The sequence below is a fragment of the Rhizohabitans arisaemae genome (genome assembly GCF_025996515.1).
Classification (GTDB): Bacteria; Actinomycetota; Actinomycetes; order Streptosporangiales; family Streptosporangiaceae; genus Rhizohabitans; species Rhizohabitans arisaemae.
The window spans coordinates 62,275-78,417 of the sequence record NZ_BLRH01000001.1 but is presented as its reverse complement, the minus strand read 5'-3'; the positions used below and the strand labels follow the sequence as shown (position 1 = coordinate 78,417).

Annotated in this window: 14 protein-coding genes; 11 read left to right on the top strand and 3 right to left on the bottom strand. The window is 68.6% G+C overall.

The genetic code is table 11. From position 1 onward, the window contains the following. Window positions 1-180: 180 nt before the first annotated feature. Complete coding sequence (locus RUR_RS00320) at window positions 181-1,863, bottom strand: nitrite/sulfite reductase (protein WP_283132774.1); 1,683 nt, start codon at window positions 1,861-1,863, stop codon at window positions 181-183. A gap of 433 nt (window positions 1,864-2,296) precedes the next feature. Between RUR_RS00320 and RUR_RS00315 the strand changes: the two genes are divergently transcribed. The 9 genes from RUR_RS00315 (at window position 2,297) to cydB (ending at window position 11,942) form a co-directional block, all read left to right on the top strand. After that, window positions 2,297-3,148, top strand: coding sequence for a tropomyosin (locus RUR_RS00315; RefSeq protein ID WP_283132773.1), 852 nt, complete (start codon window positions 2,297-2,299; stop codon window positions 3,146-3,148). A gap of 264 nt (window positions 3,149-3,412) precedes the next feature. Then, window positions 3,413-3,790 (top strand): YccF domain-containing protein, encoded by a 378-nt coding sequence (locus tag RUR_RS00310; RefSeq protein WP_283132772.1) that lies wholly within the window; start codon window positions 3,413-3,415, stop codon window positions 3,788-3,790. 56 nt (window positions 3,791-3,846) lie between these two features. Then, window positions 3,847-4,785 (top strand): YihY/virulence factor BrkB family protein, encoded by a 939-nt coding sequence (locus RUR_RS00305; RefSeq protein WP_283132771.1) that lies wholly within the window; start codon window positions 3,847-3,849, stop codon window positions 4,783-4,785. Window positions 4,786-5,084: 299 nt separating this feature from the next. Next, complete coding sequence (gene glyA, locus RUR_RS00300; protein WP_428846883.1) at window positions 5,085-6,365, top strand: serine hydroxymethyltransferase; 1,281 nt, start codon at window positions 5,085-5,087, stop codon at window positions 6,363-6,365. 258 nt (window positions 6,366-6,623) lie between these two features. After that, window positions 6,624-7,184 carry a CGNR zinc finger domain-containing protein gene (locus RUR_RS00295; RefSeq protein ID WP_283132769.1) on the top strand — a complete coding sequence of 187 codons (561 nt, stop codon included), beginning with the start codon at window positions 6,624-6,626 and terminating at the stop codon, window positions 7,182-7,184. A 150-nt stretch (window positions 7,185-7,334) separates the two neighbouring features. After that, on the top strand, window positions 7,335-8,426 hold the full coding sequence (gene rsgA, locus RUR_RS00290; RefSeq protein WP_283132768.1) for a ribosome small subunit-dependent GTPase A: 1,092 nt from the start codon (window positions 7,335-7,337) through the stop codon (window positions 8,424-8,426). Window positions 8,427-8,720: 294 nt separating this feature from the next. Then, window positions 8,721-9,407 (top strand): phosphoribosyltransferase, encoded by a 687-nt coding sequence (locus tag RUR_RS00285; RefSeq protein WP_283132767.1) that lies wholly within the window; start codon window positions 8,721-8,723, stop codon window positions 9,405-9,407. Window positions 9,408-9,512: 105 nt separating this feature from the next. After that, window positions 9,513-10,913, top strand: a complete 1,401-nt coding sequence (locus tag RUR_RS00280) for a cytochrome ubiquinol oxidase subunit I (RefSeq protein WP_283132766.1) — start codon at window positions 9,513-9,515, stop codon at window positions 10,911-10,913. A gap of 33 nt (window positions 10,914-10,946) precedes the next feature. Beyond that, complete coding sequence (gene cydB / locus RUR_RS00275; RefSeq protein WP_283132765.1) at window positions 10,947-11,942, top strand: cytochrome d ubiquinol oxidase subunit II; 996 nt, start codon at window positions 10,947-10,949, stop codon at window positions 11,940-11,942. A gap of 102 nt (window positions 11,943-12,044) precedes the next feature. On the opposite strand, the gene RUR_RS00270 is transcribed toward cydB, so the two are convergent. Both RUR_RS00270 and RUR_RS00265 read right to left on the bottom strand, forming a co-directional pair. Next, window positions 12,045-12,356, bottom strand: coding sequence for a WhiB family transcriptional regulator (locus RUR_RS00270; protein WP_283132764.1), 312 nt, complete (start codon window positions 12,354-12,356; stop codon window positions 12,045-12,047). Between the two features lie 121 nt (window positions 12,357-12,477). After that, the gene (locus tag RUR_RS00265) at window positions 12,478-13,335 is read right to left on the bottom strand and encodes a sucrase ferredoxin (protein WP_283132763.1); all 858 of its coding nucleotides are present in this window, start codon (window positions 13,333-13,335) and stop codon (window positions 12,478-12,480) included. A gap of 433 nt (window positions 13,336-13,768) precedes the next feature. Between RUR_RS00265 and RUR_RS00260 the strand changes: the two genes are divergently transcribed. Next, a complete protein-coding gene (locus RUR_RS00260; RefSeq protein ID WP_283132762.1) occupies window positions 13,769-14,293 on the top strand; it encodes a hypothetical protein in 525 nt (174 codons plus the stop codon). A 102-nt stretch (window positions 14,294-14,395) separates the two neighbouring features. Next, window positions 14,396-15,922 (top strand): metallophosphoesterase family protein, encoded by a 1,527-nt coding sequence (locus RUR_RS00255; RefSeq protein ID WP_283132761.1) that lies wholly within the window; start codon window positions 14,396-14,398, stop codon window positions 15,920-15,922. Window positions 15,923-16,143 lie beyond the last annotated feature (221 nt).

The following is a 16,143-nucleotide window of genomic DNA, read 5'->3' as shown; positions in this document are numbered from 1 at the left end:
GCTCATATTCGCACTCCCACTCCGATGAACTTCACAACGAACGCACGCGCGCAGGAGCGGCAGTACCAGCCGCCGTGGGTGTTCTCATAGGGTTCGAGGTCCTCTTCACCGCAGTAAGGGCAGTGGAACGGAACCGCGCGCTCACTCATGACCGCCTCCCCGCGGGGCTCTCCGACGCGTTCACTTCAGGTCCTCGTCCGCGGCGCGCTGCACCCACTCGTGGAAGGTCTCCCCGTCGTTCTTCTGCGCGGTGAAGTTGCGCAGCACCCGCTCCACGTAGTCGGGCAACTCCTCGGAGGTCGCCTTCAGGCCGCGCACCTTGCGCCCGAAGCCCGGGTTCACCCCGAGGGAACCGCCCAGGTGGATCTGGAAGCCCTCGACCTGGTTCCCCTGGGCGTCGGTGACCAGCTGGCCCTTGAGCCCGATGTCGGCCACCTGGATCCGCGCGCAGGAGTTGGGGCAGCCGTTGACGTTGATCGTCAGCGGGTCCTTGAAGTCGGGGAGGCGCTTCTCCAGCTCGTCGATGAGCGTGGCCGCCCGGCCCTTGGTCTCCACGATGGCGAGCTTGCAGTACTCGATGCCGGTGCACGCCATCGTCTGCCGGCGGAACGTCGAGGGGTAGACCTGGAGGTCGTTGGCCTCCAGCTCCCGGACGATGCTCTCCACCTGCTCCTCGGCGACGTCCAGGATGACCATCTTCTGCTCGACGGTGGTGCGGATGCGGGCGGAGCCGTGCCGTTCGGCGATGTCGGCGATGAGGTGCAGCCGGTCCCCGTCCAGGCGGCCCACCTTGGGGGCGAAACCGACGTAGAAGAGCCCGTCCTTCTGGCGGTGCACGCCCACGTGGTCACGGCGCCCGCCGCGCGGAAGCTCGGGGGCCGGGCCGTCGGGCAGGGCGTAGCCGAGGTACTCGGTCTCCAGGATCTCCCGGAACCTCTCCGCGCCCCAGTCGTTGACGAGGAACTTGATCCGGGCCCGGTGGCGGAGCCGGCGGTACCCGTAGTCCCGGAAGATGCCGATGACCCCGGCCCACACCTCGGGGAGCTGCTCCGGGCGGACGAAGGTGCCGAGCCGCTTGGCCAGCATGGGGTTGGTGGAGAGCCCGCCGCCGACCCAGAGGTCGAAGCCCGTCTCGCCGTGCTCGTTGACGACCCCCACGAACGCCGTGTCGTTGATCTCGTGCACGGTGCAGTGCGCCGGGCAGCCGCTCATGGCCGACTTGAACTTGCGGGGCAGGTTGGAGTACTCGGGGTTGCCGACGTACTTGTCGTAGGTCTGCATGATCTGCGGGGTCGGGTCGATCAGCTCCCCGTCGTCGATCCCGGCGAGCGGGCACCCCAGAATGACCCGCGGGGTGTCACCGCAGGCCTCCGTGGTCGACAGGCCGACGCGCTCAAGGGCCTCCCAGATGGCCGGGACGCTCTCGATCTCGATCCAGTGGAGCTGGATGTTCTGCCGGTCGGTGACGTCCGCGGTGCCCCGGCCGTACCGGTTGGAGATGTCGGCGATCGTCCGGAGCTGCTCCAGGTCGAGCTGCCCGCCGTCGATCCGGATCCGCAGCATGAAGTAGCGGTCGTCCAGCTCCTCCGGCTCCAGGATCGCGGTCTTGCCGCCGTCGATCCCGGGTTTGCGCTGGGTGTACAGCCCGTACCAGCGCATCCGCCCGCGCAGGTCGGCCGGGTCGATCGAGTCGAAGCCCGCCTTGGAGTAGATGTCGATGATCCGCTGCCGGACGTTGAGGCCGTCGTCGTTCTTCTTGAGTTCCTCGTTCTTGTTGAGCGGCTCGCGGTAGCCGAGGGCCCACTGGCCCTCGCCGCGCGGGCGTTTGTGGTGGCGGCTCGCCGGCCTCGCCGGAGTGGTCATGGCGCGTCCTTCCCGAAAGCGGAAGATGGTGGTCCGGTGGTTCGGGACACGTGATGCAGGCAGGACACACCCTGGGTCGGCTCGCCGTTGAGCGGAAGGGGATGAGGAAATGTGACGCCTGGCGTGGTCACGCGCCCATAGAAAAAAGCAGGGCTAAGGCGTCACATACAGATGGCGCTGCGGACACGGAGGAAGTCGACGTGGCGTCGCACGACGAGAAGCGGATCCGCTGGCATACAGAAAACCATACCTTGGGGTAGGAAAATCTCCAATCCCCGGGGGGTGTCCGCCCGAAATGTGGGATTTTGTAACTCTCCGCAATCCGGAGGTGTCGGAGGGTGGTGGGATAGTGGTGCGGTCACGCGCTCAGCGCTCCCCCCCCATGGGCCGGCCCGGCCCGAGAGCCTGAGGCGAAATCCAACAGGAGAACATCGTGACCGTGGACGTGGAGAAGATGCACAAGAAGGTCCAGTTACTGGAGGTGGGATTCACCTACCTCCATGAGAAATCCGAGGAGGGCGCCCGCGTGTCCGTGGAGATCCTGGAGACGGTACGGGGGATCGGCCACCACTTCGAGGGGCTCGGGCGCCGGTTCGACGGAGTCGGCCACGAGGTCGTCGGCCTGGGAAAGCAGGTCCACGGGCTTGGCAAGCAGGTGGACGGCCTGAGCGACCAGGTTCACGGGCTGAGCAAGCAAGTCCACGAGGTCGATCAGCGGGTCGGGAGGCTCGAAGAGGGCCAGGCTCGCCTCGAAGTCAAGGTCGGCGAGCTGGACGCCAAGGTCGGTGAGATGGACAACCGTCTCGTCCGGGTGGAGACCAAGGTCGACCGCCTTGAGGTCAAGGTGGAGGAGATGGACAACCGTCTCATCCGGGTCGAGACCAAGGTGGAGGAGATGGATGAGCGTCTCATCCGGGTCGAGACCAAGGTGGAGGAGATGGATGAGCGTCTCGTCCGGGTCGAGGCCAAGGTCGACCGCCTTGAGGTCAAGGTGGAGGAGATGGACAACCGTCTCATCCGGGTCGAGACCAAGGTGGAGGAGATGGATGAGCGTCTCATCCGGGTCGAGACCAAGGTGGACCACCTTGAGATCAAGGTCGACAACCTTGAGGTCAAGGTCGACCGGCTTGAGTCAAAGGTGGACAACCTGGCCGAACGGACCGGGGCTCTCGAAGAGACGACCTCCAGCATGAAGGAGACTCTGCGGATGGTCCAGGAGAACACCAACGAATTGCTGGCGGGGCAGGCTCGGATCAACGTCATTCTGGCGAGTCTGGTCAAGTGAGTCGCAGCAGGGCTGGACCGCGCTCAGCCCTGCCGGACCCAGCCGAGCGGTGGCTCCGGGGGTTCCTCGTCAAGCTTTCGGTGCTGGCAGTCGCACCAGCTTCCCCCCGGGCACTCCTCGTGCCTGTCTTCCTTGCACCGATCGCAGATCACAGTGTCCATTGTGCGCCGATTCCCAGGTCAAGCCCACATTGGGCCGACGGGCGGAGCCCGTACACTGCATTGATAAGGACGTCAAACCTGCAAGTTGGGCATTGTTCTTGATATGCGCACACTCCTCAACATCATCTGGTTGGTCTTCGCGGGTGTCTGGCTGGCGCTCGGCTACGTGGTCGCCGGGGTGGTCTGCTGCATTCTGATCATCACGATCCCGTTCGGCATCGCCTCGTTTAGAATCGCCCGGTACGCCCTGTGGCCGTTCGGCTACACCGTCGAGCGAGACCCCCGTGCGGGGGCACCGTCGGTGATCGGCAATGTCATCTGGGTGATCGTCGCGGGAATCTGGCTCGCCGCCGGGCACGTTGTCACTGGTGTGGCGCTCTGCGTCACGATCATCGGGATCCCGCTGGGCATCGCCAACTTCAAGCTGATCCCCATCTCGTTGTTACCGCTGGGCGCGAGAATCGTGCCAGTGACCACATGACCGATCACGTGTTTCGCGGGTAGACGGAACGCGATCGGCGAGTACCCGGGAGTGTTGTGACCACCCTGAGCGAGACCGGCCGCTCTGTGGAGCGCGTGCGCAGGCTCCTGCGCCTGGACGCCGTATGGCGGGTGGTCAAGGGAACCACCGTGACCTCCTTCAACCTCCGGGTGACCGGGCTGGCGGGCGAGGCCGCCTTCTTCGCGCTGCTCTCCCTGCCCCCGCTGGTGCTGGGGGTGATCGGCACCATCGGCCATCTGAACTCGATCCTCGGCGCTTCGACCGTCGCCGACATCCGCGCCTGGGTGATCGAGCAGTCCCAGACCCTGTTCACCGGAGGCACCGTCGACTCGGTGGTGAAGCCGCTCCTGGACGACGTGCTCCGCGGGGGACAGGTGCCGTTGATCTCCCTGGGGTTCCTGCTGTCGCTGTGGTCGGGGTCGCGGGCGCTGTTCGTCTACATCGACGTGATCTCGGTCTCCTACGGCCTGGGGGAGTCCCGGGGGATCATCCGCACCCGGATCATGTCGTTCGGGCTCTACCTCGTCGCCCTGGTGGTGGGAATCGTCCTCATCCCGGTCCTGGTGGTCGGGCCCACCCTCATGGCCGGATGGTTCCCCGACTACGCGGGGACCATCGACCTGCTCTACTGGCCGGTTGTCGTGATCGGCTCGGTTCTCATGCTGACCTCGCTCTATCACATCAGCGTGCCGGTGCGGACGCGGTGGTGGCGGGAGCTGCCCGGCGCGGTCCTCGCACTCCTCATCTGGATCGCCTGCGCCGCGGTGCTGCGCCTGGTCCTGGCGGCCTGGTTCACCCCGTTGTCGATCTACGGCTCGCTCGCGGCGCCCATCGCGGTGCTGCTCTGGCTCTACATCACCGCGCTCGCGGTGCTCATCGGCGCGACGCTCAACGCGGAGATCGACCGGCTGTGGCCGGTGGAAGGGACGGCTCGCGCACGCGCCCTGGCGAAGCAGCACGGACACGCCGGTTGACACGGGCCGGTACGGCGGCCGCCGGCACGCTCAATTCCGGAGAACACCCGGCTACTCCCTGATGGCGGGCCGACTAAACTTAACGCGCAAGCGAAAAGTCCCCCGGCCGATCGGGATCCGCGGCCGTGCCCAGGTCGGAGTGGTCCGGGCGGGCCGCCTGCACGCGCTCGCCGACAGCGGTTCCGCTATCGTCTGAGACGTCATGGCTGGCGCTGGCGCGGCATACCTGCCGTGTCACCGAGGTGGGGTGACCCATCGGAGCGAAGATCGCGTGGGCCGTGCGCCTGAGTCCACGCTTCATCGATGAGGAGAGGACTCACAGTATGGGTTCACTCGCCAATGTCGACCCTGAGATCGCCGCGCTCGTCGAGGCCGAGGAGCGCCGGCAGGCGGGCACCGTCAAGCTGATCGCCTCGGAGAACTACGTATCCCGCGCGGTTCTCGAGGCCACCGGCACGGTGCTCACCAACAAGTACTCCGAAGGCTACGCCGGTAAGCGCTACTACGAGGGCCAGCAGGTCATCGACCAGGTGGAGACCCTGGCGGTGGAGCGGGCCAAGGCGCTGTTCGGCGTGGCGCACGCGAACGTGCAGCCGTACTCCGGCTCGCCCGCCAACCTCGCGATCTATCTCGCGTTCCTGCAGCCGGGGGACACGGTCATGGGGATGGGCCTGCCGTTCGGCGGTCACCTCACCCACGGCTGGTCGGTCTCGGCCACCGGCAAGTGGTTCACCCCGGTCCGGTACGGCGTCCGCAGGGACACCGGCCGCGTCGACCTGGACGAGGTTCGCGCGCTGGCGCTGGAGCACCGGCCGAAGCTGATCTTCTGCGGTGGGACGGCGATCCCCCGCACGATCGACTTCGAGGGCTTCGCCGCCATCGCCCGTGAGGTGGACGCGGTGCTCGCCGCGGACATCGCACACATCGCGGGCCTGATCGCGGGTGGGGCGCACCCCTCGCCCGTGGGGCACGCCGACGTGATCTCCACCACGACGCACAAGACGCTCCGCGGTCCACGCGGGGCGATGCTGATGGCGTCGTCGGACGAGCACGCGACCGCGCTCAACAAGGCGGTCTTCCCCGGCCTGCAGGGCGGCCCGCACAACCACACGACGGCGGCGATCGCGGTCGCGTTGAAGGAGGCCTCGACGGAGGAGTTCAAGGCGTACGCCCACCAGGTGGTGGCGAACGCCAAGGCCCTCGCCGAGGAGCTGCTCGCACGGGGGTTCGACCTCGTCTCGGGCGGCACGGACAACCACCTGCTCCTCATCGACCTGACGTCCAAGGGCGTGGGTGGCAAGCCGGCCGCGCAGCTGCTGGACCGGGCAGGGCTGGAGACGAACTACAACTCCGTGCCCTATGACACCCGCAAGCCGTTCGACCCGTCCGGGATCCGGATCGGCACGCCGTCGGTCACCTCCCGGGGGATGGGCGAGGCGGAGATGCGGCAGATCGGCGCCTGGATGGACGAGATCGTCACCGCCCTGGCCAAGGGAGACGAGGTGGAGACCGTGGTCGACCGGGTCCGTTCCGAGGTGACCGAGCTCACCTCCAGGTTCCCGGCACCGGGCCTGAGCTAGGTTTCCGGACTCGCCGGCGGGTGCCTCCGCCGGCGGGACCGACATCAGGTGAGCTGGGAATCACCGGCCGTGCCGATTACGCGACCGGCTTGGATGACGAGCCATTGACCGCAGACGCATCGCTGATACGCGACGCATTCTCCGGTACCTCGATGGGTCGAGACCGGCGACGTCGCCGGCCATCCGCAGGAGGGGCAGCGCGGTGTCCGCCGCGCGGAGCGGTTGATCGTCATGGTTGAAGGATGTTGTCATGGTCTAGTGCACTTCAACCATTACGGGGGACTGGCCGCCGAGATCGCGGCCGGACTCGTGAACACCGTGCCGGCCACCGCCACGTCGATCACCGAGCTGCTGCGCGCCCACGACTACGGGCCTCGGGCCACCGCCGGCGCCGCCGAGGCCGTGGAACTGGGTCGCTGGGCCGGACGGCTCCGCCCGGTCTTCGGGGAGCCCGATCGGGACCGCCAGGTGGACCTGGTCAACGAGCTGCTCGCCGACGCCCTCGCGATCCGGCCCTTCATCTCCCGGCACGACGGCCGCCCGCCGCATCTGCACTACGCCGGGACCCGGGAGCCGATCGTCGACCGGGTCAAGGCGTACACGGCCGTCGGCCTGGCGCACGCCGTCTGCGAGGACGGGTCGCGGCTCGGCCGCTGTGACCGGCTCGGCTGCGGGATCGTGTACGTGGACGTCTCCCGCAACGGGCGGCGGCGGTTCTGCTCCCTGCGCTGCGCCAACCGGGTGCGGGTCGCCGAGCATCGCGGACGGGAGTCCGCGGGAAAACCCGTTTGCCGGGCGGTGGGGAGCCGACTATCGTGATCGCCAGACGTTCTCGGAACGCGGGACGCCGGAGTTGAGGAGGTGAGGACTATGCGGGTCTCTTTCGCGCGCTCGCCGTCCTTGTCCTCCCGGGTGTCCGCCTCACCGTGACATATCGCGAACACCCGGTTTCCCGAAGGGTGTTCCACCTTGTCGCTCGATCTTTCTTTCTACGGCTGGACCGATTCGCTCCCGATCCCTCCGGACTGCGTTCCGGCCCGGGTCTCCCGGGTCGATCGGGGCGCCGCCGAACTCGTCACCGCCGACGGGCCGCAGCGCGCGGAGTTCGGCGCCCGGGTACGGCGTGACGCGGCCAAGGACCCGGTCTCGCTGGTGTGCGTGGGTGACTGGGTCGCCCTGCACGTCTCACCCGGCGGACGCCGGGAGATAGCCGAGATCCTGCCCCGGCGTACCACGCTGGTCCGCGGCGGGGTCCGGCGGGACTCCCGCGGCGGGCTCTCCGGCGACTCCCAGGGCCAGGTGCTCGCGGCGAACGTCGACCTGGCGTTCGTGGTCGAGCCCGCCATGCACGCCACGGACACCGCGGATCTCGGGCGGGTCGAGCGGCTGCTCGCGCTGGCCTGGGAGAGCGGGGCGAGGCCGGTGATCCTCATTTCCAAGGGCGACCTGCTGGGGGACGCGCTCCCGGCGCTCCTGGACGACGTGGCCGCGGTGGCGCCCGGGGTCGACGTCCACGGGCTCAGCTCGCTCACCGGGGACGGGGTCGAGCTCGTCCGCGGATACCTCACCCGGGGATCCACCGCGGTGCTGCTCGGCGCGTCCGGGGCGGGCAAGTCGACGCTGGTGAACGCGCTCGCCGGAGCCGAGGTGATGGAGACCCAGCAGATCCGGGCGGGTGACGGGCGGGGACGGCACACCACGACCCGGCGTGAGATGATCCTGATCCCCTCCGGGGGACTCATCATCGACACGCCCGGGATCAGACGGGTCGGTCTCTACGCGATCAACGACGGGGTCGACCGGGTCTTCGCCGACATCGACGAGCTCGCCGAGGGATGCAGGTTCGCCGACTGCGGCCACGAAAGCGAGCCCGGCTGTGCGGTCCTGGCCGCCGTCGCCTCCGGCGAGATCCCTCCGCGGCGGCTGGAGAGCTGGCGCAAGCTCCTCAGGGAGGCCGCCTGGATGGCCAGCCGCGCCGACGCCAGGCTCGCCGTCGAGCGGGCACGCCAGTGGAAGATCATCTCCAAGGAGATGCGTCGCCCCGGCCGTAGCCGCCCCTGATCGTCGCGGGCCCGCCCGGTGTCGGGTGATCGTTGTGCTGTGTGCGCCTCGTGGGGTGCGCATGTCGCAACGATCGTCTGGGCGATGTACGGGCTGCTGCCGCTTGGGCCGGGGCGAAGGGTACGGCCTCAGGCGGCGCCGCCCGGGTCGGTTGTACGCCGTGGAGAGTGGTCCGGCTGAGCCCGTACCGGCGTCTGACGGTGGTCCTTGGGCGCCGCGCTTCAGCGGTGTACGCGGGGGAGCGGGGGTGAGTCCCGGGGAGGTGGGTAGGGCTTGTCGAGAGGGTGATGCTCTATGGGTCGCCGTTTTCAGGGTCCTGCGGGGATCGGGGTCCGTCTTCCGTTCCGTGATCGTGCCGAGGCCGGCATGCTGCTGGCCGAGCGGGTGCGCGCCATGCGTCCGAAGAATCCGCTGGTTCTGGCCCTTCCCCGTGGCGGGGTGGCCGTGGCCGCCGAGGTGGCGCGTGCGCTTGACGCCCCGCTGGACATCCTGGCCACCCGAAAGGTCGGATGTCCCGGCCGGCCCGAACTGGGGGTGGGCGCGGTCGCGGAGGGGGGAGAGCCGGTCTACGACCCCGATCTGCTGGGGCTGATCGGGCTCGACCCGGACGACCTGGCGAACACGGTGGCCAGGGAGCGGCGGGAGATCATCCGGCAGGTGGACCTCTACCGGGACGGGCGGCCGTCACCGGATCCGGCCGGCCACGACGTCGTCCTAGTCGACGACGGGCTGGCGACCGGGGTCACCGCGCGGGCCGCGCTCCGCGCGCTGCGGGACATGCGTCCGGGGCCGCGCCGGCTGATCCTCGCGGTGCCGGTCGCGGCGCCGGACAGCCTCGGCGCGCTGGGCGGGGAGGCCGACGAGATCGTGGCCCTCGCCACCCCGGTGGACTTCCACGCGGTCGCCCTGTGGTACGAGCGGTTCGACCAGGTCGAGGACGCGGAGGTCTTGGCCCTGTTGCGGGGGAGTCGTCCCACCTGATCGGCGTGTCTCCGCTTCCGATCGACATCCGGCGACTTACGGTGATCGTTGTATTGCGGTATGTGGTCGACCGCCTCTTCGGGGAGTGCTTGGGGGGAACCGCCTGTGGACGCGCTGGATCTCGCCCGCTGGCAGTTCGGGATCACCACCGTCTACCACTTCCTGTTTGTCCCGCTGTCGATCGGCCTGTCCCTCCTGGTGGCGATCCTGCAGACGGCCTGGGCGCGGACCGGTAACACCGTCTACCTGAGGGCGACGAAGTTCTGGGGCAAGCTCTTTCTGATCAACTTCGCGATGGGAGTGGTCACCGGGATCGTGCAGGAGTTCCAGTTCGGGATGAACTGGAGTGCCTACTCGCGCTATGTCGGTGACATCTTCGGGGCGCCGCTCGCCATGGAGGCGCTCGTCGCGTTTTTCCTGGAGTCGACGTTCCTCGGGTTGTGGATCTTCGGCTGGGATCGCCTCCCGAAGGCCGTCCACCTCGCCTGCATCTGGACGGTGGCGGTCGGCTCGGCGGTCTCGGCCTTCTTCATCCTGGCGGCCAACGCCTGGATGCAGAATCCCCGGGGGTTCCGGTTCAACCCGGCCGCCGACCGCGCCGAGCTGAGCAGCTTCACCGAGGTCCTCACGAACAAGGTCCTGCTCGCCACGGTGCCGCACACCCTCTTCGCCTGCTGGATGACGGCGGGGGTGCTGGTCTTCGCGGTCGCCGCCTGGCATCTCGCGCGCCGCAGCCATCTGGACGTCATGCTGCCCTCGCTCCGCCTGGGGCTCGTGACCACGCTCATCGCCGCCTTCGGGATCCTGATCTCCGGTGACCTGCTGGGCAAGGTGATGACCGAGACCCAGCCGATGAAGATGGCCGCGGCCGAGGCGCTCTACGAGTCCGCGCAGCCGGCGCCGTTCTCCCTCTTCACGATCGGGACCCTCTCGGGGACCGAGCCGGTGATCACCCTGGACGTTCCCCGCGTGCTCTCGTTCGTGGCCACGGGGAGCCTGGACGGCAGGGTGGAGGGCATCAACGACCTGCAGCGGGAGTACGTGCAAAAGTACGGTCCCGGCGACTACCGTCCGTACATCCCCATCGCCTACTGGGGATTCCGGCTGATGATGGGGTTCGGCTTTCTCGCGATGATCGTCGCCGTGGTGCTGCTCTGGCTGACCCGCAAGGGGCGGCTGCCGGATCGCCCGTGGTTGTGGCGGATCGCCGTGCTCTCGGTGGTCCTCCCGTTCCTCGCCAATAGTTTTGGCTGGATTTTTACAGAGATGGCGAGGCAGCCCTGGGTGGTCTTCGGGCTCCTGCGCACCGCCGACGGCGTCTCGCCCGCGGTGGGGATCGGGGCCGTGATCACCTCGCTGGTCGTCTTCACCGTGGTGTACGGCGTCCTCGCGGTCGTCGAGGCCGGGCTGATGATCAAGTATGCCAAGGCCGGGCCGCCCGCCGAGGCCGACGTCGTCCCGGCCGAACCCGGCGAGGAGGGCGGCACGCTCTCCTTCGCCTACTGAGCGTGGTCCCGCTGAGTCGGAGGGAGGAGTCCGGTGGAGCTCACCGACGTCTGGTTCGTCGCCATCGCGGTGCTGTTTCTTGGTTACTTTGTGCTTGAGGGCTTTGACTTCGGGGTCGGCATCCTGCTGCCGGTGCTCGGCCGCTCCGACGCCGAGCGGCGCGTGATGATCAACACGATCGGCCCGGTCTGGGACGGCAACGAGGTCTGGCTGATCACGGCGGGTGGGGCCATGTTCGCGGCCTTCCCCGAGTGGTACGCCTCCCTGTTCAGCGGCTTCTACCTCCCGTTGCTGCTGATCCTGGTGGCGTTGATCGTCCGGGGGGTGGCGTTCGAGTACCGGGGTACCCGCGACTCGGCGGCCTGGCGCGCCCGATGGGACGCGGCGATCTTCTTCGGCTCGCTGATCCCGGCGGTGCTCTGGGGGGTCGCCTTGGCCAACATCGTCCGCGGGGTCCCGCTCGGCCCCGGGCACCACTTCACCGGTACGGTGCTCGACCTGCTCAACCCCTACGCCCTGCTCGGCGGGGCCGTCACCCTAACCCTGTTCCTCGCGCACGGGGCGGTCTTCCTCGCGCTCAAGACGGTCGGGGAGATCCGGGAACGAGCCCGGACGGTCGCGGCGCGGGCCGGGACGGCCGCGCTGGTCGTCACGGCCGGCTTCCTCATCTGGACGCAGGTGCGGCACGGCCACGCGGTGACGTGGGTGCTCGCGGCGATCGCCGTGGCCGCCCTGGTCGCGGCGCTGTCCGCCAACCGGGTGGGGCGCGAGGGCTGGGCCTTCACCTTCTCGGCCGTGACGATCGGGCTGACGGTGGTCGCGCTGTTCACCGCGCTCTATCCGGACGTGCTCCCCTCCACGGTGGACCCCGCCCACAGCCTGACGACGGTGAACGCGGCGGCCACCCCGAAGACACTGGGGATCATGACATGGGTCGCCGTGATCTTTCTTCCCCTCGTCCTCGCCTACCAGGCGTGGACGTACTGGGTGTTCCGGCGGCGGATCGGGGTTCAGCACATTCCCGGGTGAGGACGGTCGGCGTGATCCGAACGCCGAAGGACCCCGCATCCGGTGGGATGCGGGGTCTCGTCACATGCCGGCGGTGAAGAACTTCGGCCCGAGGTGCCGGGGTCAGGCGGCGCTGACACCGGCGCTCGCGGCGCGACGCATACGACGGCGACGCTCGGAGGCGCGCTCGTCCTCGTTCAGGCTGCCCCAAGTGCCGTACTTCTCCGGCCGGGACAGCGCGTAATCGAGGCATTCGACTCGGACGGGGCACTGGGCGCAGATCGCCTTCGCCTTGCGCTCACGGATTTCGCGCTCTGGCTGACGCTCGCCGTCCGGGCCGAAGAACAGCACAAGGTCTTCTCCCCGGCACCCGGCATCATCCTGCCATCCCCAGCTGGGACGAGGGCGGTTGAGCTGCCGACGTACCTGAGACATGAGTGAACCACCTTAGAAAGTGAGGTAGGAGTTATTTCACGTTTTGTGCCGCATAAGACGCTCATGTGCGTCCCTGAGTCCAACGCGTGAATAGGCCGTGGTGTTCCCGCAGAGGCGAGACTTACGCCATAGCAGACGTGGCGAACTGCGACAGCTCGACCAGCCGGTAGGTGGTGATTGCGTCGGCGCAAGCACCGACAGTGTCGCACGGCGCCGCGTACGCCACACGCTCAATCACAACCTGGTACCGGGCGCCGCCTCCGTTTCGTGCGGTTGTCCGCACGAGTGCAACGGTGGCGTCGCCGTCTGTTCCGGTGGATTCCACGACCACTCCGCCAAGCGTGAGTTCCCCCGTATGGGCACGCACAAAGTGCTCGGCGGCTTGCAGTGGTTCTGGGATGCCTGAGCGTCCCCGGAAACGGTCAAGGACAACCTCGCCGCGCCGGTACGCTTCGGCTGCCGCGACCGCGGCAGCTTGGGACATGCTGCCGTAGTAAAGCCCGTGAGGCAAGCACACCAGGTTGGCGGCGTACCGATCGCCACCAACATGTGTCGTTTCCCATACGTTGTCCGGCCAGATCGCGTGAAGCGATCGGGCCAAAGGCAGTCCCAGACGGGCGCAGCAGGCGTTTCGCTTCGCGTGCGTGCACACGAGGAAGATCGGACTGAAGATCCGCTTCCACCGCGGCGGCACCTCGCCTCGCGCCAACGGCTCCAGGTCTGGCGCCTCAAGCGTACCCTCTGCCAGCCACGGATCGTCCCCGGCGGACCAGCCGCCGATCAGTCGCGGGACGCCGGCCCCGCGGCGGCGTCCGGGCTTGCGGATGAGCTGGGGCCGGATGCCCAGGTCCTTGGCGTGCTCGATCAGGTCGCGGAGGTGCCGGGGGAGGCTGGTGCACTCGTCGAGGTAGGCCGCCCACGGGCCCGGGTGCTCGATGAGGAGCCAGGACCGGGCGCCGACCGTCGCGCTGGCGAGCACGGGGGCCTCCCCGGTGTGGGAGCCACACGCGTGCTCGCAACTGCGCGGAAACCTCAAGACGTCCCCCTGGTCCGTTGAAACCGGCTCCGCCTCACTCCCTTCCGGGCGGTTGAGATCGGCCGTGGTCCTTCAGCGGGCTCGTCTGTCCCCCGAGCCGCGACGTAACTTAGGCAAGACTAACCTAATTCACTGCGGCTTGCTTCTCCGCCCCTGCGAGGCGAGACGAGGATCCCCCTCCGGTCGCACGGGTTGGTTTCAGGTCATATGCGGGAGCGCCGGGGGTTCCCGGGCCAGGATGCGGAGTCTACGGCCGTCCAAAAGCGGCGTTCTGGTTCCGTAAGTTTTTCGCCATAAAACGCGCATAAGCGCGCGGTAGGTTCTCCCCGTGTCACGAAATTTTGTGATTTTTCCAGATCGTCCTGGGGGGACAACCATGCGGAAATCCGCCACGCTCTTCACCGCGCTCGCCCTCGCCGCGCCCGCCGTCGGGCTGACCTTGCTGGCCTCCGCCCCGGCCGCCGCCGACGCCACGGCCGAGACCGTGACGGTTCCGGCGACCGCCCCGGCCGTCGTCGCCACCGGCGCGGACCTGCGCATCACCGGGAGCTACAACACCTACGTCCGCCGGGGCGGCAAGATCACCTACAAGCTCAAGGTGAGCAACCGAGGCCCGTACTCCGCCCGCGGGGTGGTGCTGAACGTCTTCTTCCCGAAGAACACCTACGGGCACACCTACCGAGGTCTGCCCCGTGGGATGAAGTGCGTCTACGTCAGCCGCGGCGCCAAGTGCACCGTCGGTAGCCTGCGTGCCCACCGCACCCTCACGGTCACTCTGACCGCCAAGGTCAACCGCAAGGCGTCCGGCAACCTCAAGGGCGAGTTCTACCTGACCTCCAAGTCCTACGACCACAAGACCGGCAACAACTACGGTTCGGCCAAGACCAAGGTCATCCGGTAGTCCGTCCACACCGCCCCCTGGGGTGGGACGCAATCGATCACAACTCCATGTCGTCTGGGGAAATCGCTCACGACGGCCGGTCCGTGACCGCAGGATTGCCGCATGGTCGATGTGGCGCGGGCCGCCGAGCGCGGAGTGCAGCGGTCGTCCCGGAGATCCGCGTCCGGCGCCGGGTGGGGCACGTGTCAGACTCCGGGCTCCTTCGCCGGGCTCCGTCCGGATCGGCGAAGGTTCTCCTGGCTTCGGCCGGTCACGCTCTGGCGTTCGCGCAACGAGGTGCTCGCCGGGTGGTTCGGCGATCCGGCGCCGGTGATCAGACGGGCGTGGGTCGCGGCGCTGCGCGAGCGCGGCCGTGACCCCCGTACCCCGATCTCGCTCGACCTGGGGGACTCGTTCTCGTTCCTGGTGATCGGCGACCCCGGTGAGGGTGACGCCTCGCAGTACGCGGTCGTGCCCGGACTGCTCAGGATGGGCGAGGGTACGGCGTTCGCGGTCGTCGCCAGCGACGTGATCTATCCCGCGGGCGGCGGGAACGACTACCCGGACAAGTTCTTCCGGCCGTACCGGGACTATCCCGGGCCGATCTACGCGGTCCCCGGGAACCACGACTGGTACGACGGCCTCCACGGCTTCATGCGCGTCTTCTGCGACGCGCCGGCCCTGCCCCGGGAGCGGGCCCGCCCGGCGGGCCTGCTCGCCCGGTTGCTCTGGCGCCGCCCCGAGCGGGTGGACGAGGTGGCGCTCGCCGCGGCCCGCGGGTGGCGTGCGGCCCCGGCGCAGCAGGCCCGGCAGCCCGGGTCGTACTGGGTGCTGGACACCGGTCCGCTGCTGATCGTGGGGATCGACACCGGTATCGGCGGATCTCTCGACGCCGACCAGGGCGAGTGGCTCAGATCGGTCTCCCGTGACCCCCGCCCCAAGATGCTGATCACGGGAAGCCCGATTTACGAGCGGAACCACTACAAGCCGTGCCCGATCGAGGGCGGCGGCACGGTCGACGAGATCGTCCGGGAGCCCGGGCACAACTACGTCGCGGTGATCGGCGGCGAGATCCACAACTATCAGCGCTACCCGGTGGACGTCGGCGGCCGCCGGATCCAGTATCTGGTCGCGGGCGGCGGCGGGGCGTTCATGCACGCCACCCACACGATCCCCCGGGTGACCGCGGGCGGGGTCGACGAGGACGACTTCCGCTGCTATCCGCTGCGGGGCGACTCCCTGGCCTTCTACAGCCGTCTCTACCGCCGGCTCTTCCGGGCACCGTGGCTGGAGATCGCCCCGGAGAAGGCCATGAAGATCATGTCCGACCGGATCGGGAACCGCCCGGTCCGGCCGCTCACCGGCGAGGAGCGGGTGACCCGCCGGGAGCGCTGGGCGGCCCGTCTCCTCGGCGGCCTCCCCTTCCCGGGCCGCCTGCCCGTCGAGAGGTTCGTGGGCGGCTGGATCTCGGAGCTTTTCGACTGGGACGAACCCCCGTTCTTCAAGAGCTTTCTCCACGTCCAGGTGACGCCGGACACGCTCGCCCTCCGATGTTTCGCCGCCACCGGCTGCGGCGAGCACGAGGCCGACCCGCCCCTGGAGGACGAGGTCCTCATCCCGCTCACCCGCCCGCCCGTCACCACCCCCTGACCGGCCTCCGTCGCCACTGACCCGCCGGGAAACCACGAGTCCCCCGGTTCCGTACGGCGTCCGCGGCGCTTGGTGAGAGGGCGGGAGCGGCGTGCAGGTACGGGCGGCGCCCGGCCTGATGGGGGGTGCACGGGGTCGGGCCGCCGACGGGATGTGTACGGCATGTGCGGCCCTGTCGGATACGCCGCAGGTTGTGTCCCTCAGGGGGAGACGTGAACCGA

Bases quoted from the DNA above. Each gene is read 5' to 3' on its own strand.
- RUR_RS00285 (WP_283132767.1), top strand. From the start codon at position 8,721: ATGGGTCGCCGTTTTCAGGGTCCTGCGGGGATCGGGGTCCGTCTTCCG.
- RUR_RS00260 (WP_283132762.1), top strand. From the start codon at position 13,769: ATGCGGAAATCCGCCACGCTCTTCACCGCGCTCGCCCTCGCCGCGCCC.
- RUR_RS00270 (WP_283132764.1), bottom strand. From the start codon at position 12,356: ATGTCTCAGGTACGTCGGCAGCTCAACCGCCCTCGTCCCAGCTGGGGA.
- RUR_RS00255 (WP_283132761.1), top strand. From the start codon at position 14,396: ATGGTCGATGTGGCGCGGGCCGCCGAGCGCGGAGTGCAGCGGTCGTCC.
- RUR_RS00320 (WP_283132774.1), bottom strand. From the start codon at position 1,863: ATGACCACTCCGGCGAGGCCGGCGAGCCGCCACCACAAACGCCCGCGC.
- RUR_RS00310 (WP_283132772.1), top strand. From the start codon at position 3,413: ATGCGCACACTCCTCAACATCATCTGGTTGGTCTTCGCGGGTGTCTGG.